Source organism: Undibacterium umbellatum (genome assembly GCF_014284125.1).
Taxonomy (GTDB): Bacteria; Pseudomonadota; Gammaproteobacteria; order Burkholderiales; family Burkholderiaceae_D; genus Undibacterium; species Undibacterium umbellatum.
The window spans coordinates 850,482-873,653 of record NZ_JACOFX010000001.1 but is presented as its reverse complement, the minus strand read 5'-3'; the positions used below and the strand labels follow the sequence as shown (position 1 = coordinate 873,653).

The following is a 23,172-nucleotide window of genomic DNA, read 5'->3' as shown; positions in this document are numbered from 1 at the left end:
CTACCAGCGACGCCAATGCCTGCCGCCCCAGCGCGAACCACTGTGACCACTGTGACCACGGTGGATAATGATGGGTGGTGGGCTGACATACACCCCTGATCCATATCCGTGCCTATGTCCATAGCCATGCCCATGAGCTGGTGCGACTATGCAGCCAGACAAACTGAACATGCCTGCCACGACTGTCGCAAGTGCGATGATGTTGATACGCATGATGTACTCCTGTTGTACTACACAACTCTAAATGCGCGAGATGGTATTCGCGTTGACAAGTTTATTGTAATTCTTTTTATGAATGTTTCAAGAATGATATGGTCATAGTCAGTTGCAATGATGTACAGGAGTAAGTAACGAATTGTTGCGATATTGAACTTGGCTTGATGTGGTATGGTCTCAGCTTCATTCTCCACATCTATTGCCACAATAATATCTATATGCAAGTAAACAGCTTTTCTTTGCGCCCGACTATTTTATCTCTGGCCATTATGGCGGCTTTCAGCCAATCTTCCTTTGCACAAACTGCAACGCCACCCAAAGCTGAACTGGCTGAAAAAACCGATGCAAAAGCAGCAGAACCCAAGATGCAAAAAGTGGAAGTACAAGGCACACGCAACTATGACGAGCGTCGCCAGGACACCGCGACCAAGATCGTGGTCACCCAAGAGGACATCGTCCGCTATGGTGATACCACGGTCAGTGAAGTACTCAAGCGCCTGCCTGGCGTGACTATTGGTGGCGTACAGGGTCGTGGTGGTGATATCCGCATGCGTGGCTTGGGCGCTGGCTATACTCAGGTCATGCTCAATGGCGAACCTAGCCCGCCGGGCTTTTCACTCGATTCGCTTTCCCCTGACTTGATAGAGCGCATCGAAGTCATACGCGCAGCGACTGCAGAACTGAGCACCCAATCGATCGCTGGTACCATCAATATTGTTTTGAAAAAATCAGTGCAAACAGCGCAGAAAGAACTCAAGCTTGGCATGTTTGAAGATGGTGGCAAGTTTGGCGAGAATATTAATTACCAGGTATCTGATAAGGCTGGTCGCATGTCTTACTCTATCTCCGGTAATCTGAATCATGGGAAATATGAACGGCCTTCGTATTCTGATGAAGTTCGTATGGATGCCAATGGTAATTCACTGGTCAACACCCACACTTATAACCTGGGCTGGGGTACTTTCAGCAACGTGGGGTTTTCACCGAGGATAAATTGGAATTTTGAAAATGGTGATACGCTGACAACGCAAAGTTTTGTCAATGCTAGCCGTTTTGATGGCTATTCCAGCAATGTCAGGACGCCTGAGTTTGGTGCAGTGCCAGACGATCTCAAGGATCGATTGAGGCCAATTTATGCGAGTGATTTTCAAAAAATACACTCTGACTTTTCCATGTTGCGCACCAATTTGAACTGGATACGCAAGCTGGCCGACAGCGCCAAGCTGGATCTCAAATTGGGTGTGAATTATAACAAGCGTAATTCGGATGTTGGATTTGCAGGTTATAACCAGAATAATGCCCAAATACTGGATCGACAGAGCATTTCCGGTGCGACTGACAAAGGTCTCACCATGAGTGGCAAATACAGTGCGCCATTTGTTCAGGATCACTCATTTGTCTTTGGCTGGGATGGAGCGTACAGCAAACGCAGTGAGACTCGCACGCAAAAAGATAATGTTAGTTTCGCTGCCAATGCCCTGGAAGGCCTAAAAGCGAAACCTCTTGACGAAAACTTTAATGCCGATGTAACTCGTCTGGCATTGTTTGCTCAGGATGAGTGGAATGTAACCAAGCAATGGTCTATCTATGGTGGTTTGCGCTGGGAGGGTATTGATACACGTAGCAGCGGTAGTTTCAAATCCTCTGGTCTGAATTACGACAATACTCCGTATAGCATACATAATAAGTCCAGTGTGTGGAGTCCGATATTGCAGACTTTGTATAAGCTGCCAAACAGTAAAAATGACCAAGTCCGCTTAGGTATTACCCGCACCTATAAAGCACCTGATGCGAGCCGTTTGATACCGCGTCGTTTCTATTCAAACGACAATAGCGCCAGCAACCCAGATACTCAGGGTAATCCTAATCTCAAGCCAGAGTTGGCCTGGGGCCTGGATGTGGCCTACGAGCATTATCTGCCTGGTGGCGGCATGTTGAGTGCAAGTGTGTTCTTGCGCAAGATTGAAGATATCACGCGCACAATTCTGGTGAAGGAAATGGATGGCACTAAAGAAGTTTTTGTCAGCATGCCAGCCAATGATGGTCAGGCAACGACCAGGGGTATAGAATTGGAAGCCAAATTTCCTTTGCGCGCCATGATGGAAGGGGCGCCGGCAATTGACTTCAGGGCGAATCTCTCTTTCAACTGGTCCAGTCTGAGTAGCGTGCCTGGACCGAATAACCGCCTGGATTCACAGACGCCGATCAGTGCCAATCTGGGTATAGATTACAAAATGGATAAAATACCACTAACTGTAGGTGGTAATGCCAGTTTCCAGAGTGGTGGCCCTGTCAATATTTCTGCAGTACAGAGTTCTTATTCTGTTCCCAAGCGCGTGCTGGATGTCTACGCCTTGTGGAAATTTGATCCCAAGACCAATTTGCGGGTATCGCTGGGTAATCTTCTGCATCAGGACAATATCAGTGCCAGCAGCTATACCGGCACTAGTGGTTCAGTTCAAACCAATATCACGCCAACTACAGTGACAGCACGCGTCATGTTCGAACATAAATTCTGAAATAAGGAAGGGCACTTCATTCTTGCAGTGCCCTTTCTTGTATTGCATGTTCAGAGTTAAAACGGGCCAAGAGCAGCTTACTTTTTCCCATCGGTTTTAGAACGACAGTAAGACGGCAGATTGGCTGCCGCCACTGTCGTGCTGTCTATGCCCTTGACGGTCATCTTGTTGGGTACTGGCCCATTGGAGCAAATCCAGGCAACAGGTACCATGGGAGCATCCTCAACAACAGCAGGACGCAAACTGATGACCTTGCCCTTGAGCGCACCATTTGCACTATTCCCAAATGTAATATTTACCACACCATTTTGCACAGATACTGAGCTGACGAGATTGCTGACAATTTTATCGGCGACTGGCAGGCCGGCTGCGAGGTTGTCAGCCGGGAATTTCTGCTCTGCCAGCCAGGCAGCCGCAACTGGTTTTTGTGCAATATCTGCAAAGCGTATCCCGGTTTCCAACTGTTCCCGGATGATTTTGAGCAGAAAGGTGGGAATGGCTATGGATGATAAAATTGCAATAATCACTACGACGGCCATCATTTCCAATAGCGTGAATCCTGAGTGTTTTTTCATGAAGCTGATTTTCTGTAAATTGTGTGATTTCTAGCAATATAGCGGATAAGCCATGCTTGTCACAATCGAAATATCAAGAGCGGAGTAGGTTAAAACAGCATTTGACAGTTTAGCACTACACTATGTCGCGCAATATGTTAGGAAGCAAGGGGTGCTATCGTTGATAATGCGGGCACGCCAATTATCTTATGCACGATGAATGATCCTATCCCCTTACTCGGTTTTAGCACCACCTGGCTGGAGCTGATGTCTTTTGTTTTATCCGTCATCACGGTCGCCTTGAATATACGACAGTTACACTGGGCCTGGCTGTTTTCTATCCTGTCATCCGGTTTGTATGCGGGCGTTTTTTTTGACGCCAGGTTATATGGGGACATGGGTTTGCAGTTTGTCTTCATCCTGGTATCTATCTGGGGCTGGATGAACTGGTTGCGTGGTAACGATGCACATGAGCGCCTCAAGGTCACGCGCTTGAATGCACAAAGCAGGCTAGCGTCTGTAGGGGCGACCCTGCTGGTTTTTGTCTTGCTGGCCTGGTTTCTAAAGACTTTTACCGATACAGATGTGCCGTATGCAGATGGCTTCCTGACGGCAGGCAGTTTGCTGGGCCAGGTTTTACTTAGCCGCAAAAAACTGGAAAACTGGCATGTCTGGATTATCGTTGATGTCCTGTATGTTGGCCTGTATGTTTACAAGGGCTTGATGTTGACAGCCCTGTTGTACGCTATTTTCATCCTCATGGCTATCATGGGCTTGCGCGCCTGGAGTAAAACATGTCCTCAGTAAATCGTATCGTCATACTGGGAGCTGAGTCTTCTGGTAAATCCATATTGGCCGAGGCTTTAGCGGCACATTATCAAACTGTGTGGGTGCCAGAGTATCTGCGTGAATTTGTCGAGCAACATCAGCGGGTGCCAAGGCAGGAAGAGCAAATCCTGATTGCCAGGACGCAGGTGCAGCGCGAAGCAGAGCTATCGAGCCAGGCTAAGCAATGGCTGTTTTGTGACACTGGCCCCATCATGACAGCTATCTATAGCCGTCATTATTTTGGTGAGCCAGATGCCGAGCTGGCCGAACTGGAACTCTCCCATCAATATGATTTTTGCCTGGTTACCGCACCAGATTTCCCGTGGCAGGCCGATGGCTTGCAGCGCGAGTCTGCCTATGTGCGCGACCGCGTGCATGAAGAGGTATTGAATGTGCTGGATGAAAGGGAGATACCTTTCTTGCTGGTCGAGGGTAGTACGCAATCACGGCTTGAGCAAGTGCAGTTTGCCCTGTCTTTTTTGCTCAGTTAATTCATTAAAAAAGCACTGCAACCTCGCGGAAGCAGTGCTTCTTATTTGACACCCGGCCTGACTTGTACGCCTGACTTAGTTGCTTTCCATCAGGCTCTTCAAATGGTCTGCACGGGCAGGGTGGCGCAATTTTTTCATAGCCTTGGATTCAATCTGACGTATGCGTTCGCGCGTAACTTCAAATTGTTTGCCCACTTCTTCCAGCGTGAATTCTGTGCTGGTATCGAGGCCAAAGCGCATGCGCAAGACCTTGGCTTCGCGTGGGCTCAAAGAATCCAGGGCTTCCTTCAATTTTTCTTGTACCGAAGCCTGCATCGCTGCAGCCATTGGCGACAAAGTCATGCTGTCTTCAATGAAATCACCCAGTTGTGAATCACCATCGTCGCCGATAGGTACATCAAGGGAAACTGGTTCCTTTGCGATCTTCAGGATTTCACGAACTTTAACTTCTGGCAGGCCCATCTTCTCGGCGATCGCTGCCGGTTCAGGTTCCAGGCCCGTGGTTTGCAAGAGCTGACGGCGTACGCGGTTCATCTTGTTGATGGTTTCTATCATGTGCACCGGTACGCGTATCGTACGTGCCTGGTCGGCAATCGCACGGGCAATTGCCTGCCTGATCCACCAGGTTGCATAAGTGGAGAATTTATAACCGCGACGGTATTCGAATTTGTCCACGGCCTTGAGCAAACCAATATTGCCTTCCTGGATCAAATCCAGGAATTGCAGGCCACGGTTGACATATTTCTTGGCGATGGAAATGACAAGGCGCAAGTTGGCCTCGGTCATGGCTGCCTTGGCTTCGCTGGAACGTTTTTCACCAGCTACCATCTGCTTGTTGATTTCGCGCAGATCATGCAAAGGCAAGCGGACGTTGATTTCCAGATCAATCAGTTTTTGTTGCAATTCGCGGGCAGCATGAATATTCCTGCCCAGGATGGCGGCGTAGCTGGAGGTGCCATTGATCTCCTTGTTCAGCCATTCAGGGTTGGTCGCATTCTGACGGAAGTGCTCGACAAAATAAGCTCGTGGCATGCCGCATTTATTGACCATCAATTCCAGCATCTGCTTTTCAGTCTGACGCATGGTCTTCATTTGTTTACGCAGGCTGTCACACAGTTTCTCTGCCGTCTTGACGCTAAAACGCATGCCTTGCAGCTCGCGCGTGATGGCAACCTGCGCCTGCTGGTAAGCTGGAGACTTATAACCATCCGTGGCGCGGGCAGCCTGCATTTGTTCAAAACGCATGGCGACAATCGCAAATTTGTGCAAGACCACATTTTTCATGTGCTGCAATTGCTCGTCACTAATGCCGCTGGCATTTTCGGCTACTGCATCATCGTCGTCATCCAGATCGTCGAGGTCATCATTTTCGCTCAGTACTAGCGCAGGAGCGTCTGCCGCATCCAGGTCCAGCAAGCCATCGATAATGTCATCGACACGTATTTCATCTTTGGAAATCTTGTCGGCTATCACCAGAATTTCTTGTATGGTACCTGGGCAGGCGGAAATGGCTTGCACCATATCTTTCAAGCCATCTTCTATACGTTTGGCGATTTCAATTTCGCCGGTACGTGTCAGCAGTTCCACGCCACCCATTTCACGCATATACATGCGTACCGGGTCTGTGGTGCGGCCAAAGTCAGAGTCTACCGTCGCCAGTGCGGCAGCCGCAGCGGCTTCTGCTTCATCTTCTGTGACGTTGTTGGCGACGTTGTCGGTCAACAGCATCATGGCGGCATCAGGTGCAGCGTCATAGACGGCAATACCCATGTCATTGAGAGTACTGATCACGCCTTGTATCATTTCAGCGTCAGCAACATCATCAGGCAGGTGATCATTGATTTCTGCGTGGGTCAGGTAACTGCGGTCCTTGCCCAGATTGATCAGCTTCGTCAATTGCTTGCGATATTGCTCCAGCTGTGCTTCCTGGCTGGCTGCATTGCCGGGTGTTGGCTTCTTGGCCTTGACACGTGCAGCACGCTTCATCTCTGCCGATTCAGCCGCATTCAAAGCCTGGATTTCATCATTTTCAAAATGAAACTCAGAAGACTTGCGGCCACGCTTGGCTGGCTCGCGCATGGCGGGCAAGACATAGGCGGATGTATCTATGTCCTTGATGCTGGATGCAGCCGCCGCAGGTGAGGCAGATACGATGGCATTCAAGGTAGTCGCTACGGCAGCTGTAACTGTAGTTGCACGGCTGCTGACTGGTGTAGTCGATGCAGCGAAGCCGGTGGGGGTGCCGGGCGTGGCTGCAGCCAGCGGTTTCAGTGTAACTACCGGTGCTGGTGGTGCCAGTTTGCCAGAACCTATGCGGGCTTCGCGTTTGATGATAGTCGGCGCGGCGGCAGCAGGCTGGTCAGCCAGCAATAATTTCTTTGCGAGCTTGGGCCCGCTTTTGCGTATGACGACGACACGTGGCTTGGCCACTTCGGCATCCGCAATGCTGGTTGCTGTTTCTGGTTTGTTGTAATTTTCTACAGCATCAGGCACTGGTTCGGCGCCTTCCTCAGATGTCGCGGTTGCGAATAGCACGCTAGTGCTGTCAACACTCTCAGTATCTGCTGCTGGCACGTCGGCGGTATCCTCGCTTGCATCTGTCATGCCGTCAGCCGTGGCTGATTGCAATCTGGAGCGACGTTTGGTTATCACAGTCACAGGCGTCGTTACCAGTGTAGGCGTGTCTTCAGTCGTGTCCACAACGGGAACCACCATCTGAACAGTTTGCACCGTAGCCGCACGCGCGACGCCGAGCGGCTGACGGTTCAGTTGGAGTGGTGGTTTCTTACCTAAGGTGAGCGTAGAGCCTGTTTTTGTTGTAGGAGCAGTGTTTGAGTCAGTTAAGCTATTTTTCATGTAACAAATTCGAATACGACAACAAATGCTTGTCAATGGTGTTTGGCAAAAGCAAGGGCGAAAAGCTGCTGGCGATCATCATTTGCAGATCAACGGCAGGCGCGGCGCGGATAAAAAAGCCCGCTGGTAAAAGCGGGCCAGGTCATCTTGCTGAATCTGGGCCTCAAAAGAGACGAAAGGGCAGAATTATCCTCGGCTTAGGCATTCTTGACAAGCAAGACTTTGCTTTCTTTTGCAGAAAATTTCTAGAGCCTGCCCGCGGCCTGCCCACACTCACTGGCAGATGCCACGGATATGCTGGCTTTGCATGGTTTTTGGGCAGTTTTGCTTGAAGCTTCAAGGGGTGGACTCGTTGACAATATTTGATCCAATTTTGATCTATCTTTGATCTGGATCAGAGTTCGCTGCTCGTAGTGATAAAAAATTGGACAAACTGTTAAGCTAGCGTCTTTGTGCCAATATTTGTTTTTTACATCATGCACTTCATTTTTCGCTTGAACGCCAAGCTGCTCGGCCTGCTATTGGTTTTGCCAGTGGCGGCGTTCGCGCAAACAGCGCAAAAAATCCCTGATACCCTGGAGCAAAGGTTGAAAGCATGCACTGCCTGCCACGGCGCTGAGGGCCGCGCTGGCAGTGACGGCTACTATCCACGCATTGCTGGCAAGCCAGCAGGTTATTTGTATAACCAGTTACTGAATTTCAGAGATGGCAAGCGTACCTATCCCGCAATGGCCTATTTGGTGGGTCATATGTCGGATGCCTATCTGAAAGAAATTGCAGGCTATTTTGCCGATCAACATCCTCCTTATTCTGCACCACTGGCCACAGAGGCGAGCTCGAGCATGCTGGAACAGGGCCGCTTACTGGTTCTGCAGGGCGACAAGGCGCGCAACTTGCCTGCCTGTGCTTCCTGCCATGGAAAGAGCATGACCGGGCTGGCACCCTACATTCCTGGCTTACTGGGCTTGCCACGCGATTACCTGATTGCCCAACTGGGGGCATGGCAAACGGGTAGCCGCAAAGCCCACGCGCCTGATTGCATGCAGCAGGTTGCCAGCAAGCTTAATCCCCAGGATATTGCTGCTGTGTCGAGTTGGCTGGCGATGCAGAAAATACCCGCGGATAGCATTACGCCAGTATTGAAGGCTGACGAGTATGCGCAATTGCCGCTTAAATGTGGTGGCGTGGCACCATAGCCTGGAATCAAGCGCATCTCTTCTTAAGAATCACTTAGCTGTAACAAGTCTATGAAAAAAATTGTATTGTCTGTTTTACTGCTCTTGTTGACAGGGGTCATTGCCGTGGCAGCTTATGGTTATTATCTGTTGGATGACACAAGGGTAGTTGCCACTTCCGAAAAACTGTCGGCAGCCGATAAGATCAGTAAGGGCGAGTACCTGGTCAAGGCTGGAAATTGCATGGGCTGTCACACGGCAAGGGGTGGGGCAGCTTTTGCTGGTGGCCGCTTGTTGCAAACCGATTTTGGCAACTTCAAAACACCGAATATCACACCTGATGTGAAAACTGGCATCGGTAGCTGGACGGCAGAGGATTTCTGGCAAGCCTTGCACAATGGCAAATCCAAAGATGGCAGTTTGCTTTATCCATCTTTTCCTTACACCAATTACACTCAGGTGTCGCGTGATGATGCGGATGCCATGTATGCCTACCTGATGTCCTTGCCCATGGTGGAAAAACCAAATCAGGCACATGAACTGCGTTTTCCATACAATAAGCGCGCTTTGCTGGCATTCTGGCGCGCTGCCTACTTTCGTCCTGCCAGCTATCAGGTAGATCAGAGCAAGTCTGCAGAGTGGAATCGTGGTGCCTATCTGGTTAATGGGTTGGGCCATTGCAGTGCTTGTCACGGTAGCCGAAATGGCCTTGGTGCCAATGCGGGTGTCAGTGATTTATCTGGCGGTGAGTTGGCAAGCTGGTATGCGCCAGCGCTGACAAATAGCAAGGAAGTGAATCTGGCTAAATGGCCTGCAGAAGAATTGATTGTCTTGCTGAAGTCCGGTGTCAATCAGCACACTGCAGTTTCTGGACCCATGGCCGAAGTAGTCGCAGGCAGTACCCAGTATTTGTCAAATACGGACATCAAATCCATGGCGGCTTATCTGCAGGCGATACCGACTGTGCAAGTGGCAGAAAAAGATATACTGGACAAGGCCATGGCTGGCACTGAGCTGGGTGCAGAACGTATGGATGCGGTCTTGAAGCAAGGCGGTGCTTTGTACAAGACTCATTGCCTGGATTGTCATGGGGCACAGGGTGAGGGTGTGGCAAATATTTATCCGGCACTTCAGGCAAATCCAGCTGTACTCAGTCATGCTCTTTCCAATCCTGTACGCATGGTCTTGTCTGGTGGTTTTCCGCCAGTCACCAGAGATAATCCTCGCCCCTACGGCATGCCACCATTCGCCCATACGCTGACAGACAATGAAGTTGCGCTGGTACTCAGCTATGTGCGCAACGCCTGGGGGAATAAAGCGGGCGTGCTGACTTCATCTGAAGTGAATCGTTACCGGTCTGCGGCCATGGAGTAGGGCGCAAAGTATTGGATTTGTTCTATCCAACTCGCCGCTAGCGTGAGATACGCGAAATACAATTTGGTGACAATTTACATACAGTTTTAAGCAGACTTGGCGCAAGCTGAGTTTTACACTGGCTTCAATACAAAATTTCTGCAAGGTGAGTCAATTGAAACCTGCTCTTGGTTTGGGCTTTTGCTTTTCTGCAGTGTTGTTGGCGGCGTGTGGTGGTGGCACGGGTACTGGTGCAATCTCTGGCGAAGTGACGCCAGCGACCGGGCTGGCTTTATCCGGTACGGCAGCGACAGGAATGGCGATATCCGGCGCCCCTGTCAATGCCAAATGTCGCACTGGTAGTGGCACCACCACAACAGCTTCTGATGGCGCTTATGCCCTGACAATCGCAGGTGGTGCGCCGCCGTGCGTATTACAAGTGAACAATCCGGCAGACAATAAAAAACTGCATGCAATTGCCATCAATGCAGGTGTCGTTAATTTGACACCTTTGACCGACATGTTATCGACGCGCCTGATGCGTAGCGATATGAGCGGGGTGTTCGCTAATCCTGATGCCGCAGCGATAGAAAAAGCGGTGACAGCCAGCACCATCAAACAGGCGCAAGCCGATGTCACGCAAGCTTTACTAGTCTATGCCGATCTCAGCAAGCTGACCGATTTTTACAGCACCCCCTTGAAGGCAGCAACTTCGGTCAATGCGAGTGCTGGCGATGCACAAGATAAATTGCTGGATAGCCTGAAAGCAAAAATGAGTGCAGCACAACAAAGTCAGATGCTGGATTTGTTGGCGAAGGCGACAGCAGTCGGGCTGCCGCTGGATAATCCTGATCTGAGTTTCAAACCTACTCTGGAACTCATGCCAATGACGGCAACAGTGGCAGTCAACGGTAAATTGAGTTTTTCTGCTGCCACCAATTACCCGCCAAATGTGCGTTATATCCGCCAGCCTGTGAAATGGTCAGTTCAGGAAAACAATGGTGGCAGTATCACGCTCAACGGTGAATATACTGCGCCGGATAAAGCCGGGGTATACCATGTTATGGTGCAAAGAGAAGATTTTCCGGCACTGAATGCCACAGCCACAATCACGGTAAATAGTGCATCATCACCAGTGTTTACACCTTATCTGAATGTCGAAACCAGAAGCATCAGCTTGAGAGCCGGGGCTCAGTATTTCTTTTCTGCGGGGATTAATTACCCGCCAGGCATGTATTACATACGTCAGCCTACCACCTGGTCTTTGGTGGAAGCCAATGCCGGGACAATTGATATACTCGGTGCTTATACGGCACCCGTGCAGCCCGGCGTTTATCATGTCAGGGTCCAGCGTGATGATTTCCCTGAGTTGATGGTCGTTGTTGAAGTGATTGTCAATTAAAGCCGTCACTTACCCAGCTTGTCTTTTGCCGATGAAAAGTGCTATAAAGAAGTAATTTCAGTTAAGATTGCTTCTTTATAAATCTTTTTCATCATATGCGATCACCTTTACTTGCCTGCCTGCCAGCATTTGCGCTGTGCTTTATTTATCCAGTGCTCGCCGCTAACAATATAGACCAGTCCAGCAAGAACACTGGCCCGATCAAAAGTCTGGCAGTTGACCAAAAATCCGATGCACGCTATGTGATTACGACTGTACCTCCAGAGTCAGCCATGGAGCGCTTCGAGATGAAAGATGCTCAAGGACGCAATATTGCCTATGTGGCCATGACGGATGGAGATATTGGTGGCCTGGTGTTTGTCGATAATAAACTCTCCGGCACAGTCTCCAAACAAGATGCGCTGGCATTTTATAGTTGCCGTGGCTATGCCTCGGCAATCAAGTATCATTGGGCGAAAGATGCCAATGCCTGGATTGAGGGGCTGCTGGCTGCCAGCCAAAATACGTCCGCAGTGACTTTACAATTCTCCGGCAAATCCACTTGGCGCAGTATTGTCGAAGTCGTCAATAATCCATCGCTGTCGCAAATCGGTTCACTGGTCGATATCGGCACAAATCCTTTCGGCATATTACGCAAACTGAACAGTGCGCGCGAATCCATGGCTGAGCGTGAACTGTTTGAAAAGACCAGGCTGCGTTTGATGGAGGTCACCACTGGCACCAGCGAAGAAAAAGTGGCAGAGATCATCAAGCCAGAGGATGTTTCTTTTGCCGTTGGTGGTCTGGTCATGGCTTATCCACGTTTTTCTATCGAGTATTTTATTGCTGATGGCTCGGTCAAAGCGATACAGCAACCGTCTTTCCATTTCCTCTCGCGCAAACAGGCAGCGCTGTTTTATGTACCAAATGCAAAATGGGAACTCTGTACGCCAGAGGCATGGCGCAGTGCCTTGCCAGCGGTGCCGTTAGTACCTGTGACCATTACTCCGGCAGCCGTAAATCCCCCGCCAGCCAAAGCCGATGCAGTCAAATAGACTGGCTCAGCTTACTTCTTCTGGACAATGCCGAGGATAATTTGCCTGCTTGCATCATAGATCACATCACCATCACGGCACCTGATCTGATATCAGGTGCAGCGTATGTCAAACGCGTATTGGGGGTTGAGCCACAGGCTGGCGGCGAACACGCGCGCATGGGCACACACAATATGTTTGTGCGCCTTGGCCCTGAATTATTTCTCGAAGTGATAGCACCAAATCCCAATGCCACCAGGCCAGCGCGACCACGCTGGTTTGCGCTGGATACGCTGATGCCAGTTAGCCAGCCACGGCTATCAAACTGGGTGGTGCGTACGACAGATATACAAGCGGCCATAGGCCAGACACAGGAAAATCTAGGTAACATCGAAGCCATGAGCCGTGGAGGCAATCACTGGCTGATCACAATACCAGAAGATGGTTCCTTGCCCTTGCAAGGCATCGCGCCTGCCTTAATCGAATGGCATACTGTGGCACACCCCGCAACTGGCATGCATGATCAGGGTATGAGTTTGCTCAAGCTTGAATTGTTGCATCCTGATACGATCAGGTTTTCTCAATTGATGCAGGAATTGAAAGTGGAAGGCAATATAGAAATCAAGCCCGTTTTGACAGGACTAGCACCTCAATTGATCGCCCACATCATGACACCATTTGGATTGCGGATATTGTCTTGAACATATTAAGGTGTGCATTTATCTGGCTGGCATGTATGGTCCCGGCATTGTCTTGTGCGGCACAAGCGAAAAGTACATGCTATGGAACTGTAGCCAATGGGCGTCTGGAAGGTGGCGTTAGCTTGCCCGCTGAGGGCCGTAATTTTTCTGCTTATAGTGCCCTCGGTGTGAGCCTGGGCAGAACTTATGTCCATTCTGCGGTGGCAGACATTATTGCTCTCGCTTATCAGCAACTGGAATTAACGGCCAGCGATAAAGTTTTTGTTTATGGCGAAACAGGCTGGAAAAAAGGGGGGCGCATACGCCCCCATCGTACCCACAAAAATGGTTTGTCGGTCGATTTCATGGTCCCAGTGGTGGATGCACAAGGCGTATCCAGGCCCCTGCCAGGTACTGTCAGCAATAAATTTGGCTATGAGATTGACTTTGATGCGCAAGGGCGCTTTGCTGATTATCGTATCGACTTTGTCGCCCTGGCCGAGCATTTGTATCAATTGGACCTGGCAGCAAAAGCAAAGGGCAGAAGCCTGGCATTGGTGATTATTGACCCGCCTTATCAGGCAAAATTATTTGCCACACCTCGCGGCTCCTATTTGCAAGAACATTTGAATTTCATGCAGGGTAAAGCATGGATCAGACATGATGAGCATTATCATGTCGATTTCGCCATTTCCTGCAAAAAGAACTAAGCTCAACCAGTCACCATGCCCTGGACATTCGCTCATCCGCTCGCCATCCTTCCCTTGCAACGTCTTGCACCGCAGCGCTTCAATCTCATGGCTTTGATCATAGGGAGTATTGCTCCTGATCTTGGCTACTATGTGTTTGCTTTTGACCTGGCTACGCTGGCCCATCAGTGGCCGGGATTGCTGCTGGTGTGCCTGCCCATGGGCTGGGCCGTTTTCATGTTTATGCGTTTGACGCAAGCTCACTTCATCTATTTGTTGCCGCAAATGCAAAGACAGGCACTGCAGGTGCATGCCACATTGCCCCAGACTTTGGTGGGGCCGCAAATTTTCTGGATTTCACTGGCATTGATCCTGGGGGCGGCGACACATATAGTCTGGGATGCATTCACGCATGCCAGCGGATTCGCCGTTGCCTATTTCGAGGTGCTGCGCAAACCAGTTGAAATAGCAGGTATTCATACTAAAGCTTTTCATCTATTGCAGCATCTGAGTACGCTCTTTGGGTTGTTCGGCCTTGCTTACTGCTATCTGCAATGGCAAAAGAAGCTGCCACATATCGTCATACTCGAACCTCGAGAAAGCGACCAATGGCGTTATATTTTATTGGTCAGCACGGCCATGACGGCATTCTTGCTGGGCTTGCCTTTGGCATATGGCATGTCCAGCATGGCTGATGGTACATTGGCGAAAGAAGCCTTCCTCTTTCGCCTTGCCCTATGTGCGACTACTAGCTTCGCCTTGCTGTTGAGTATTGCTGCCTTGTTGATAGCCAGGGCCAGGACTGCATCCCACGTGCAAGGATGAAATTTTTGCCCTACATGGGGTTCAAATTCCAGTTCAATACTTCCCCTTTTTTATCGGTGACTGTCGTCATTTCCTTGAATATTCTGGCTTGAAGGTGGTCGGGCAGGCGTACAAAATCAACGCTGTTGACATAGCGGTCACCACGCATAAAGGCCCAGGTGAAAAATTTCATGGCGGCGGTGGTTTGCTGTGCATCTTTAGCACGTTGCTGCATGACGATGAAAGTACCCATGGTAATGGGCCAGCTTTTCAGGCCTGGCTTATCGGTCAGCATTTCTTCAAAATTTCCATTGGCTTTCCAGTTGCTATTTGTCAGGGCAGATGAAAATGCCTCGGCTGAAGGGGCAATGAATCTACCATCGCGATTTTGCAGCAAGGCAAAGTCGAGTTTTTCCTGAGTTACATAGTTGTAGTCGATGTAGCTGATGGCATACGGTGTTTTCTTGAGAGTGCTGGCTATACTGCTACTACCCTTGACCTGTGTCAGGCGGGTGTTCCAGGGAATAGTGAAGTTCCTGCCAAATTTTGCCTGCCAGCTTTTACTGGACTTGCTCAGATAGTCAGAAAAATTATATGTCGTGCCGGATCCATCCTGACGCACGATGACTTCTATGTTTTTATTGGGTAGTCGCACGCCAGGATTTTGCGCACTGATAGCGGCATCATTCCATATTGTGATGTCACCAGAAAAAATACCTGCAAGTATCTCGCCAGTAAGGCGTAGCTCGGCAGTCTTGATACCTGGCAGGTTAATGACAGGAACGACGCCAGAAATAGCAGACGGGAATTGTATCAATTTTTCTTTTTTCAGCTCTGCCTGACTCATGGCAGCGTCGCTCGCGCCAAAATCCACACTGTTTTCTTTGATCTTTTTGATACCGGCAGAAGAGCCCTGGGCTTGGTAGACTATATTTGTACCGCCAGTTTTGCTGTAGGCATCAGCCCATCTTTGATACAGTGGAGCTGCTGCTGACGATCCTGAACCCTGAATTTGCGCATGGGTAATGGCAGGGGAGAGGAGTAATGCAAGGGGGAATAATAAAGAATTGCGTGAGATCATATATAAAGTAAAACGAAATAATTTCGGGATCCTGCATAAGGAAAATGGCGCGGATTATCTCATGACATGCGATATTTTTTCGGCGGGACCATTTTTTCGTAATGTCCCTGTCATTTCTGCTGGCTATGCTTCTTCCTTGCATAACAACAATATATTGTTTATATTGTTTACATGTTTTCTAACCTGGAGGCTGGAATGGCAACCGTAACAACGAAGAAATTGAGTCCGGTAGTGGCAGCAAGCGCAGAGAAAAAAGTCGTGGCTATTAAGAAAATTCCAGTCGCAGCAAGCAAGAACAAGGTTGTCAGCAAGCCCGTGACGGATGAAAAAGCGCCAGTAAAAACAACGGCAAAAGTTACTGCAAGAGCGCCTGCTCGAAGCAAGCCTGTAGCAAAAACCGGGGAAGTGAAACCAGTGCCAGAAGTCGTCGTAGAAAAGCTCAAAAAACCCAAGTTGGTGCGTGACAGCTTCACCATGCCGGAAAGTGAATATGCCGCACTTGGTGCCGTAAAAAAAGCCTGCCTGAAAGCTGGGGTGGAAGTCAAGAAAAGCCAATTGTTGCGTATAGGCGTGGCCTTATTGGGTAAGACAGATGTGCCTACTTTAAAAAAATTGATCGCTGGCCTGGCCCCGCTAAAGGCAGGGCGGCCAAAGAAAGAAAAGTAATGCAAGCTGATGGACTGGCAAGGGCTGCACTCGCTTGAGTGAGGTGAGCTGCCGTCTATATGCATTGATTTTTGCTTGAGAATCCCTGTCTGATGTAAGTCATTCAGGGATTGTTGTTTTTTTGACTTGTCATCAAACCGACATCCTACTGTCATATTGCTGAAGTAATCCTTGATTATTCTTCGTTCGTCGGATCAACGAACAACATGACAAGGACGATGAATGCGATTACTCACGATACCCGCCGATGCTAATCCCAGTTTTTCCAAACTCAATCTGAGCCTTGCTACAACGGCAAAAGAAGTGAAAGAAGTCCAGCGCTTGCGCTATAAGGTCTTTATAGAAAGCATGGGCTTATCTGCTTTATCCAATCCAGATGGCCTGGATAAAGATGAATTTGATGAGCACTGCGATCACCTTATTGTGCGTGATTCCAAGACCCTGAAAGTGGTTGGCACTTACCGCATACTGGGGCCAAATGCTGCCCGCCAGTTGGGGCGCTATTATTCTGAAACAGAATTCGATCTGTCCCGCTTGCAGCATATACGCAATAGCGTGGCAGAAGCTGGACGTGCCTGTATCCACCCAGATTATCGTAGTGGTGCTGTCATCATGTTGCTGTGGGCTGGCCTGGCTGCCTACATGCGCCGCGAACGTTGCTCGCACCTGATAGGTTGCGCCAGTATTAGTCTGACTGATGGTGGCCAGAATGCTGCTGCAATATACCGTGGTTTGTCTGCAGGAGATTTCTCTCCACTGGAATACCGCGTTACGCCTCATACTCCTTTCCCTCTCGATGAAATCGATAGCACGTCGACAGAAGCACGTATTCCGCCGCTGTTGAAAGGTTATTTGCGTGCTGGTGCATGGGTGTGTGGTGATCCAGCCTGGGACCCTGATTTCCATAGTGCTGATTTATTCGTCATGTTGCCGCTGGCGAATCTGGACGACCGTTACGCACGCCATTACGGCACAGGGGAGCAATAAATATGAAGCCAGCCGATCAGTTCCTGAATAGCAAATTGTATAAAACCGGTAAGAAAGAAACCCAGCGTTTCCGCACTATCTGGATTTCAGATTTGCATCTGGGAACGAGCGGCTGCCAGGCGGCCAAGTTGCTGGAATTTTTGCGTGCAACCGACTCAGATACTCTGTATCTGGTCGGTGACATCATCGATGGCTGGCAACTCAAGCGCCGCTGGTACTGGGATCAGACTCACAACAACGTCGTGCAAACTGTCCTGAAAAAAGCCAAGAAAGGCACGAATGTGATCTTCGTGCCCGGCAATCATGATGAATCAGTACGCCAGTTTATCGATCTCGACTTCGGTGGCATTAAGATCAGAGACGAGCTGGTGCATACCACGGCCGCAGGCAAGCGCATGCTGGTTTTGCATGGTGACAGGTTTGATGGCGTCATCGCCTGTGCCAAATGGCTGGCCTATGTGGGTGACAGCCTCTACACCTTGATCCTGAAGTTCAACCAGATATTCAATAACTGGCGCGCCCGCGTTGGCATGCCTTACTGGTCGCTGTCACAATACTTGAAGCAAAAGGTCAAGAACGCGGTCAGCTACATCACGCAATTTGAAGACGCACTGGCAGATGAGGCGCGGCGCAAAGGCCTGGACGGCATTATCTGCGGCCATATCCATAAGCCAGAAATTCGCGACATAGGTGGCATCCTGTATTGTAATGATGGCGACTGGGTAGAGAGTTTGTCAGCCCTGGTGGAAGATGCCAAGGGTGAGCTCAGGCTGGTGACCTGGCATGATATCTGCCACCCCGAGCATGTGGCAGACGCAGTGGAAGATACCCATGTGGAAGAGGCTGAACTTGAGGTCGTTACGAGCTAATGCTCAGGTCGCTGCTGCTGGTCTGAACCACGACCAGATGCGCATACCAAGTTGATTGCAAGCCAGGCCACCAAGCACCAATAATCCAGCGCAAATTTTCCACCAGAATAAAGTCTCATTTAAAACGATAGAAGCTGTCAGCATGCCCACCACGGGTACCAGCAGGGTGAATGGTGCAATTGTTGCAGCGGGATACTTGCGCATCAGCCACGACCATATGCCAAAACCAACGATGGTATTGGGGTAGGCTTGATAAGCGATGGCGCCGATCGAAGTCCAGTTGAGTTGCGCATATGCGGCATGCCAGGCGTCCATTCCTTCCATCATGAAAGATGCCAGCAGCAAGGGCGGGCTGGCAATCGCCGAACCCCACACCACCATGGACAAGGGATTAACGACACCTATTTTCTTGGTGACGATATTAGCGATACCCCAGCATACTGCGCCAGCAACAACCAGCACGAAACCAACGATGGTTGCCTGTGCTTCCAAATTCATGGCGACCAGCGCCATGCCGGACAAGGCGATCAAGGCACCTAATACTTGTACGAACTGTGGTTTTTCACCCATGATCACGACAGCCAGGCCCATAGTGATAAATGCCTGCAACTGCATGACCAGCGAAGCCAGTCCAGCAGGAAAGCCCAGCTTGATACCGCAAAACAGCAGCGTGAACTGGAAGGCAAACTGGAACATGCCATAGGCAATCACCCATTTCCAGGAAGTCTTGGGCAAGGGAACAAAAAAGATCAGGGGCAGGGCGGCAAACACAAAGCGCGACGCAGTGAACAGCACAGGTGGCAAACCCTGCAAGCCGATTTTGATGACAACAAAATTAATGCCCCAGGTAATGACGGCAAGCAAGGCGGCAAGGATGTGCAAGGGTTTCATCGTGCTTTATGGGTAAAGACGGCCCTCCATAGTATCAGCAAGCCACGTTCGCTGCTGTGCACCAGTATTTTTACCAGGCGTGACCAATGAACAAAAAGTTTATTTCACCACCAGATCTGGCGACATGATAGCTTTCAAGTAGGTTTGCACAACTTCATTTTCACGCTGCTTTTGCGTGATCCACCAGACATTGCCTTTGCGTACACCATACTCTTGCAAGGGATGTCCTAGAAGCTCGGCAGCTACTTGTCCAAGGTAAGGCTGATGGCCGATGATAAGTACCGGTTCTCGGCTATTTGGCCAGTTTGCGGCAGTCAATACATCGCTGACTGTGGCCGCTGGCCCCAGTTCAGGCATGATCTTATACTTCCTGCCGCAGGCTATCAGTGCTTCCGCCGTGTCCCTGGTGCGTATGGTCGGGCTCGCCAGTATCCTGCATGTTTCAGGCAGTGTGCTATCCAGCCAGTAAGCAATTTTACTTGCCTGCTTATTTCCTTTGCCGGTCAGTTTTCTGAATTCATCAGTCAGTTCTGCCGTCGCCGGCTCTGCTTCTGCATGACGCCAGAGAATGAGATCCATTATTAATTATCCGTATCAGATAGCGAACCCAAAGTTTGCATCAAGTGTTGCTGGGCACAGAATTGCACTTGCTTTGCTCTGGCTTTCTTGCGCTCGTAACGACCGTCTGAATCCAGCGTCCATGCATTCACATTGTCTTTCAGATAGGGTTCCAGACCCTCGGAAATGACGCGCTTCTTCAAAGATTTCTCCAGCACCGGGAAAGCCACTTCAATGCGGCGGAACAGGTTGCGGTTCATCCAGTCAGCACTGGCCAGATACACATCATGCGCCAGGTCATTACGGAAGTAATAGATACGGCTATGCTCAAGGAAGCGGCCTATGATGGATCGTACCTTGATGTTTTCTGACAAGCCAGGTACCCCAGGACGCAAGGCGCAGGCACCGCGTATGATCAGGTCTATCTTGACGCCATCTGCCGATGCCGCGTACAGGGCACGAATGACGGATTCATCCAGCAGAGCATTCATTTTCGCGATGATGCGGGCAGGGCGCCCTTCACGCGCTATGCGTGCTTCATTGCGTATGGCCTTGATGATTTGCGGTTGCAGGGCAAATGGTGCCAGCCACAGATATTCGAGTTTCTTGGGTTTGGTCAAACCAGTCAGGTGAATGAATACTTCATTCACTTCCGCAGCCATGCCTGGGTGGGCAGTCAACAAGCCAAAGTCAGTATAAAAGCGTGTAGTCGAAGGATGATAATTGCCAGTGCCCAGATGGGCATAGTGGCGCAGAGTGCCACCTTCTTCGCGGCGAATCACCAGTGCCAGTTTGGCATGGGTTTTCAGGCCGACCACGCCATACACTACCTGTGCACCGGCACGTTGCAATTTGTCGGCCCAGTTGATATTCGCTTCTTCATCAAAACGCGCCATCAGCTCGACGATGACGGTGACTTCCTTGCCCAGCCTGGCTGCCGTGATCAAGGATTCCATCAAATCGGAATTCATGCCGGTTCGGTAGATAGTCTGCTTGATAGCGACGACGCTAGGATCTTGCGATGCCGAGCGTATGAAATCAATGACGGTCTGGAAAGGCTGGAAAGGGTGATGCAAGAGTATGTCTTGTTTGCGCAGCAAAGTAAAAATGTCGGCATGCGCGTATTTGCCTATCGCTTTGGCTGAGAAGGGCGGGAAGCGCAAATTAGGCTGTTTGACATGGTCTACCAGTTCACCCAGCCTGACCATGTTTACCGGGCCATCGACTGGATACAGGCGGTCATTGTCGAGGGAGAATTGTTCGAGCAGGAAGCGGGATAGATTCTCGGGGCAATTTTTTGCCACTTCCAGACGCACGGCAGCACCAAACTGACGGGTTTGCAATTCACCCTGCAAAGCTTGGCGCAGATTCTTGACTTCTTCTTCATCAACCCACAAATCACTGTCGCGGGTGACGCGGAACTGTGAATAGTTGATGACTTCACGGCCATTAAATAAATCTTCTATATGCGAGTGAATAACAGAAGACAGCAGACAAAAGGCCATGCCGTTATTGGAAAGTTCATCCGGCAAACGTATGATGCGTGGCAAAACGCGTGGGGCTTTGACGATGGCGATGGCCGTGCCGCGACCGAAAGCATCCTTGCCTGCCAGCGAAACGATGAAATTCAAACTCTTGTTGACGACTTGAGGGAACGGATGGGCCGGATCCAGCCCTATGGGTGTCAGCAGGGGCCTGACTTCCCTCTCGAAATAAGACTTTACCCAGGCGCGCTGGGCTTCATTGCGCTCTGAATGGCGTAACAGGTGTATGCCTTTTTTGGATAGCTGCGGCAGGATCTCCTGATTCAGCAATTCATATTGTCTTTTTGCTAGTTGATGACATTCATCGCTGACCCGCTTGAGCATGGCCTGAAAAGTCGGATGTTGTACCAGTTCGCCGTCTATCGTGTTTTGCGCCAACAGGCTCGCGACCCTGACTTCAAAGAACTCATCCAGATTACTGCCAACGATACACAAATACTTCAAGCGCTCCAGTAAGGGGATGCTGCGGTCTTCCGCCTGAGCAAGTACACGCCAGTTGAAGGCGATTTGTGACATTTCCCTGTCCAGAAAAATCACAGAGCGTGACAATTCTGGCGCTGCAGTTTTGACTGGCATGGTTGCCGTCTTGATTTCAGTGTTGGGAGTCTGTTTCATTTCTTCCAACGTAGTTGCAGAAGAGGGTACATCCTGATTTGGCATAATTTTTTGCATGTCATAAAGGCTGTCATATATATACGCGGATAGTTTAGACTGTTCGCATGACAAGTTTATGACATAAAAATGATAATAAGGTTAATTATTTCATGGGTTTTATTTTAAGTCATAATCTTGTCATATTTGGCTTGTACAGTGCGCCTCGTAGTACTGAATACTGTTATTTAACTCTGAGGTGAACATGCAAATCAAACGTGTTGTCAAAACTCTTATCGCTGCAATTGGCGTCGCTGTCACATTTGGCGCTGCTCACGCTGCCGACATTACTGGTGCTGGTGCGACTTTCCCATATCCAATTTATGCAAAATGGGCAGAAGCTTATAAAAAAGCTACTGGCAACGGTCTGAACTATCAATCCATTGGTTCCGGTGGTGGTGTCAAGCAAATCAAGGCAAAAACAGTAGACTTCGGCGCTTCGGACAGCCCTTTGAAGCTCGAAGAACTGGATGCTGAAGGTCTGGTGCAATTTCCAGCCATCATCGGCGGTGTGGTTCCTGTCGTCAATCTGGAAGGTATCGCTCCTGGCACAATGAAGATGACAGGTGACGTATTGGCAGGCATCTATATGGGCAAGATCACTAAATGGAATGCGCCAGAAATCGCAGCCATCAATGCCGGTTTGAAATTGCCAGCAGAAGACATTACGGTAGTACATCGCTCTGACGGTTCTGGTACTACATTCTTGTGGACTGACTATCTGAGCAAAGTCAATGCTGACTTCAAAACAGTAGTTGGTTCTGCCACTGCGGTCAAATGGCCAGTCGGTGTGGGTGGTAAAGGTAATGAAGGCGTAGCTTCCAGCGTCAGGCAAATTAGAAATTCCATAGGTTATGTGGAATACGCCTATGTAAAGAAAAACAAGATGACTCACACCTTGTTGAAAAATTCTGATGGACAGTTCGCTGCGCCAGATGACGAAAACTTCAAGGCCGCTGCTGCAGGCGCTGACTGGAGTAAAGCGCCAGGCATGTACCTGGTCTTGACTAACCAGCCTGGTAAAGCTTCCTGGCCTATCACTGGTGCTTCTTTCATCATTATGCATAAATCGCAAGCCGATGCTGCAAAAGGCAAAGAAGTGTTGAAGTTCTTTGACTGGGCATTCAAGAATGGTGGCGCCATGGCTACTGAGCTGGATTATGTCGCCATGCCAGCACCTGTTGTCAAATTGATCGACGACGGCTGGAAAGCAAAAATCAAAGACGCATCCGGCAAGGCGATCTGGTAATAAATAGTTTCAACCTGTTCAGAAGCTGAACTAAACAGAACGAGGTAATCCGGTTAAGTCCGGATTACCTTCCGGTGGAAAAGACACCCATGACTA

Annotated in this window: 22 protein-coding genes; 15 read left to right on the top strand and 7 right to left on the bottom strand. The window is 49.8% G+C overall.

What is annotated here, in order from left to right:
• On the bottom strand, positions 1–213 hold the full coding sequence (locus tag H8L47_RS04100) for a hypothetical protein (protein WP_186951910.1): 213 nt from the start codon (positions 211–213) through the stop codon (positions 1–3).
• Positions 214–434: 221 nt separating this feature from the next.
• On the opposite strand from H8L47_RS04100, the gene H8L47_RS04095 reads away from it, so the two are divergent.
• Positions 435–2,735: a TonB-dependent receptor plug domain-containing protein gene (locus H8L47_RS04095; RefSeq protein ID WP_186951909.1), complete on the top strand. Its 2,301-nt coding sequence runs from the start codon at positions 435–437 to the stop codon at positions 2,733–2,735.
• A gap of 77 nt (positions 2,736–2,812) precedes the next feature.
• On the opposite strand, the gene H8L47_RS04090 is transcribed toward H8L47_RS04095, so the two are convergent.
• Positions 2,813–3,310: a pilin gene (locus H8L47_RS04090; RefSeq protein WP_186951908.1), complete on the bottom strand. Its 498-nt coding sequence runs from the start codon at positions 3,308–3,310 to the stop codon at positions 2,813–2,815.
• 195 nt (positions 3,311–3,505) lie between these two features.
• Here H8L47_RS04090 and pnuC point away from each other — a divergent pair, with 195 nt between their 5' ends.
• A complete protein-coding gene (gene pnuC, locus H8L47_RS04085; protein ID WP_186951907.1) occupies positions 3,506–4,096 on the top strand; it encodes a nicotinamide riboside transporter PnuC in 591 nt (196 codons plus the stop codon).
• The gene (locus H8L47_RS04080) at positions 4,084–4,608 is read left to right on the top strand and encodes an AAA family ATPase (RefSeq protein WP_186951906.1); all 525 of its coding nucleotides are present in this window, start codon (positions 4,084–4,086) and stop codon (positions 4,606–4,608) included. Before pnuC ends, H8L47_RS04080 begins: the two co-directional genes overlap by 13 nt.
• A gap of 75 nt (positions 4,609–4,683) precedes the next feature.
• Here H8L47_RS04080 and rpoD read toward each other — a convergent pair whose 3' ends face one another.
• A complete protein-coding gene (gene rpoD, locus H8L47_RS04075) occupies positions 4,684–6,870 on the bottom strand; it encodes an RNA polymerase sigma factor RpoD (RefSeq protein ID WP_408057685.1) in 2,187 nt (728 codons plus the stop codon).
• Between the two features lie 569 nt (positions 6,871–7,439).
• Between rpoD and H8L47_RS04070 the strand changes: the two genes are divergently transcribed.
• The 8 genes from H8L47_RS04070 to H8L47_RS04035 all read left to right on the top strand — a co-directional run bounded on the left by H8L47_RS04070 (position 7,440) and on the right by H8L47_RS04035 (position 14,601).
• A complete protein-coding gene (locus H8L47_RS04070; protein ID WP_186951905.1) occupies positions 7,440–7,796 on the top strand; it encodes a hypothetical protein in 357 nt (118 codons plus the stop codon).
• Positions 7,797–7,940: 144 nt separating this feature from the next.
• The gene (locus H8L47_RS04065; RefSeq protein WP_186951904.1) at positions 7,941–8,660 is read left to right on the top strand and encodes a c-type cytochrome; all 720 of its coding nucleotides are present in this window, start codon (positions 7,941–7,943) and stop codon (positions 8,658–8,660) included.
• Between the two features lie 51 nt (positions 8,661–8,711).
• On the top strand, positions 8,712–10,013 hold the full coding sequence (locus H8L47_RS04060) for a c-type cytochrome (protein WP_186951903.1): 1,302 nt from the start codon (positions 8,712–8,714) through the stop codon (positions 10,011–10,013).
• Between the two features lie 154 nt (positions 10,014–10,167).
• Positions 10,168–11,394, top strand: coding sequence for a hypothetical protein (locus H8L47_RS04055; protein WP_186951902.1), 1,227 nt, complete (start codon positions 10,168–10,170; stop codon positions 11,392–11,394).
• 95 nt (positions 11,395–11,489) lie between these two features.
• Positions 11,490–12,428 carry a hypothetical protein gene (locus H8L47_RS04050; protein ID WP_186951901.1) on the top strand — a complete coding sequence of 313 codons (939 nt, stop codon included), beginning with the start codon at positions 11,490–11,492 and terminating at the stop codon, positions 12,426–12,428.
• 41 nt (positions 12,429–12,469) lie between these two features.
• Positions 12,470–13,108 carry a VOC family protein gene (locus H8L47_RS04045; RefSeq protein WP_230413565.1) on the top strand — a complete coding sequence of 213 codons (639 nt, stop codon included), beginning with the start codon at positions 12,470–12,472 and terminating at the stop codon, positions 13,106–13,108.
• Positions 13,105–13,797 carry a penicillin-insensitive murein endopeptidase gene (locus H8L47_RS04040; RefSeq protein ID WP_222616383.1) on the top strand — a complete coding sequence of 231 codons (693 nt, stop codon included), beginning with the start codon at positions 13,105–13,107 and terminating at the stop codon, positions 13,795–13,797. Before H8L47_RS04045 ends, H8L47_RS04040 begins: the two co-directional genes overlap by 4 nt.
• A 15-nt stretch (positions 13,798–13,812) precedes the next feature.
• Positions 13,813–14,601, top strand: a complete 789-nt coding sequence (locus H8L47_RS04035; RefSeq protein WP_186951899.1) for a DUF4184 family protein — start codon at positions 13,813–13,815, stop codon at positions 14,599–14,601.
• 10 nt (positions 14,602–14,611) lie between these two features.
• Here the strand turns inward: H8L47_RS04035 and pstS (H8L47_RS04030) are convergent, their stop codons facing one another.
• A complete protein-coding gene (gene pstS / locus H8L47_RS04030; RefSeq protein WP_186951898.1) occupies positions 14,612–15,661 on the bottom strand; it encodes a phosphate ABC transporter substrate-binding protein PstS in 1,050 nt (349 codons plus the stop codon).
• 195 nt (positions 15,662–15,856) lie between these two features.
• Here pstS (H8L47_RS04030) and H8L47_RS04025 point away from each other — a divergent pair, with 195 nt between their 5' ends.
• The 3 genes from H8L47_RS04025 to H8L47_RS04015 all read left to right on the top strand — a co-directional run bounded on the left by H8L47_RS04025 (position 15,857) and on the right by H8L47_RS04015 (position 18,183).
• Positions 15,857–16,327 (top strand): hypothetical protein, encoded by a 471-nt coding sequence (locus H8L47_RS04025; RefSeq protein ID WP_222616382.1) that lies wholly within the window; start codon positions 15,857–15,859, stop codon positions 16,325–16,327.
• A gap of 222 nt (positions 16,328–16,549) precedes the next feature.
• The gene (locus H8L47_RS04020) at positions 16,550–17,314 is read left to right on the top strand and encodes a GNAT family N-acetyltransferase (RefSeq protein ID WP_186951897.1); all 765 of its coding nucleotides are present in this window, start codon (positions 16,550–16,552) and stop codon (positions 17,312–17,314) included.
• A 2-nt stretch (positions 17,315–17,316) separates the two neighbouring features.
• Positions 17,317–18,183, top strand: coding sequence for a UDP-2,3-diacylglucosamine diphosphatase (locus H8L47_RS04015; RefSeq protein WP_186951896.1), 867 nt, complete (start codon positions 17,317–17,319; stop codon positions 18,181–18,183).
• A gap of 3 nt (positions 18,184–18,186) precedes the next feature.
• Here H8L47_RS04015 and H8L47_RS04010 read toward each other — a convergent pair whose 3' ends face one another.
• From H8L47_RS04010 to ppk1, 3 genes are all read right to left on the bottom strand, one after another.
• Positions 18,187–19,074, bottom strand: coding sequence for an EamA family transporter (locus H8L47_RS04010; RefSeq protein WP_186951895.1), 888 nt, complete (start codon positions 19,072–19,074; stop codon positions 18,187–18,189).
• Between the two features lie 99 nt (positions 19,075–19,173).
• Positions 19,174–19,653 carry a phosphohistidine phosphatase SixA gene (gene sixA, locus H8L47_RS04005; RefSeq protein WP_186951894.1) on the bottom strand — a complete coding sequence of 160 codons (480 nt, stop codon included), beginning with the start codon at positions 19,651–19,653 and terminating at the stop codon, positions 19,174–19,176.
• Positions 19,654–19,655: 2 nt separating this feature from the next.
• Positions 19,656–21,752 (bottom strand): polyphosphate kinase 1, encoded by a 2,097-nt coding sequence (ppk1, locus tag H8L47_RS04000; protein WP_186952032.1) that lies wholly within the window; start codon positions 21,750–21,752, stop codon positions 19,656–19,658.
• A gap of 280 nt (positions 21,753–22,032) precedes the next feature.
• On the opposite strand from ppk1, the gene pstS (H8L47_RS03995) reads away from it, so the two are divergent.
• Positions 22,033–23,076: a phosphate ABC transporter substrate-binding protein PstS gene (pstS, locus tag H8L47_RS03995; protein ID WP_186951893.1), complete on the top strand. Its 1,044-nt coding sequence runs from the start codon at positions 22,033–22,035 to the stop codon at positions 23,074–23,076.
• The last annotated feature ends 96 nt before the right edge of the window (positions 23,077–23,172 follow it).

Bases quoted from the DNA above. Each gene is read 5' to 3' on its own strand.
- H8L47_RS04100 (WP_186951910.1), bottom strand. From the start codon at position 213: ATGCGTATCAACATCATCGCACTTGCGACAGTCGTGGCAGGCATGTTC.
- H8L47_RS04095 (WP_186951909.1), top strand. From the start codon at position 435: ATGCAAGTAAACAGCTTTTCTTTGCGCCCGACTATTTTATCTCTGGCC.
- H8L47_RS04090 (WP_186951908.1), bottom strand. From the start codon at position 3,310: ATGAAAAAACACTCAGGATTCACGCTATTGGAAATGATGGCCGTCGTA.
- pnuC (WP_186951907.1), top strand. From the start codon at position 3,506: ATGAATGATCCTATCCCCTTACTCGGTTTTAGCACCACCTGGCTGGAG.
- H8L47_RS04080 (WP_186951906.1), top strand. From the start codon at position 4,084: ATGTCCTCAGTAAATCGTATCGTCATACTGGGAGCTGAGTCTTCTGGT.
- H8L47_RS04065 (WP_186951904.1), top strand. From the start codon at position 7,941: ATGCACTTCATTTTTCGCTTGAACGCCAAGCTGCTCGGCCTGCTATTG.
- H8L47_RS04060 (WP_186951903.1), top strand. From the start codon at position 8,712: ATGAAAAAAATTGTATTGTCTGTTTTACTGCTCTTGTTGACAGGGGTC.
- H8L47_RS04050 (WP_186951901.1), top strand. From the start codon at position 11,490: ATGCGATCACCTTTACTTGCCTGCCTGCCAGCATTTGCGCTGTGCTTT.
- H8L47_RS04035 (WP_186951899.1), top strand. From the start codon at position 13,813: ATGCCCTGGACATTCGCTCATCCGCTCGCCATCCTTCCCTTGCAACGT.
- pstS (WP_186951898.1), bottom strand. From the start codon at position 15,661: ATGATCTCACGCAATTCTTTATTATTCCCCCTTGCATTACTCCTCTCC.
- H8L47_RS04025 (WP_222616382.1), top strand. From the start codon at position 15,857: ATGGCAACCGTAACAACGAAGAAATTGAGTCCGGTAGTGGCAGCAAGC.
- H8L47_RS04020 (WP_186951897.1), top strand. From the start codon at position 16,550: ATGCGATTACTCACGATACCCGCCGATGCTAATCCCAGTTTTTCCAAA.
- H8L47_RS04015 (WP_186951896.1), top strand. From the start codon at position 17,317: ATGAAGCCAGCCGATCAGTTCCTGAATAGCAAATTGTATAAAACCGGT.
- H8L47_RS04010 (WP_186951895.1), bottom strand. From the start codon at position 19,074: ATGAAACCCTTGCACATCCTTGCCGCCTTGCTTGCCGTCATTACCTGG.
- sixA (WP_186951894.1), bottom strand. From the start codon at position 19,653: ATGGATCTCATTCTCTGGCGTCATGCAGAAGCAGAGCCGGCGACGGCA.
- ppk1 (WP_186952032.1), bottom strand. From the start codon at position 21,752: ATGCCAGTCAAAACTGCAGCGCCAGAATTGTCACGCTCTGTGATTTTT.
- pstS (WP_186951893.1), top strand. From the start codon at position 22,033: ATGCAAATCAAACGTGTTGTCAAAACTCTTATCGCTGCAATTGGCGTC.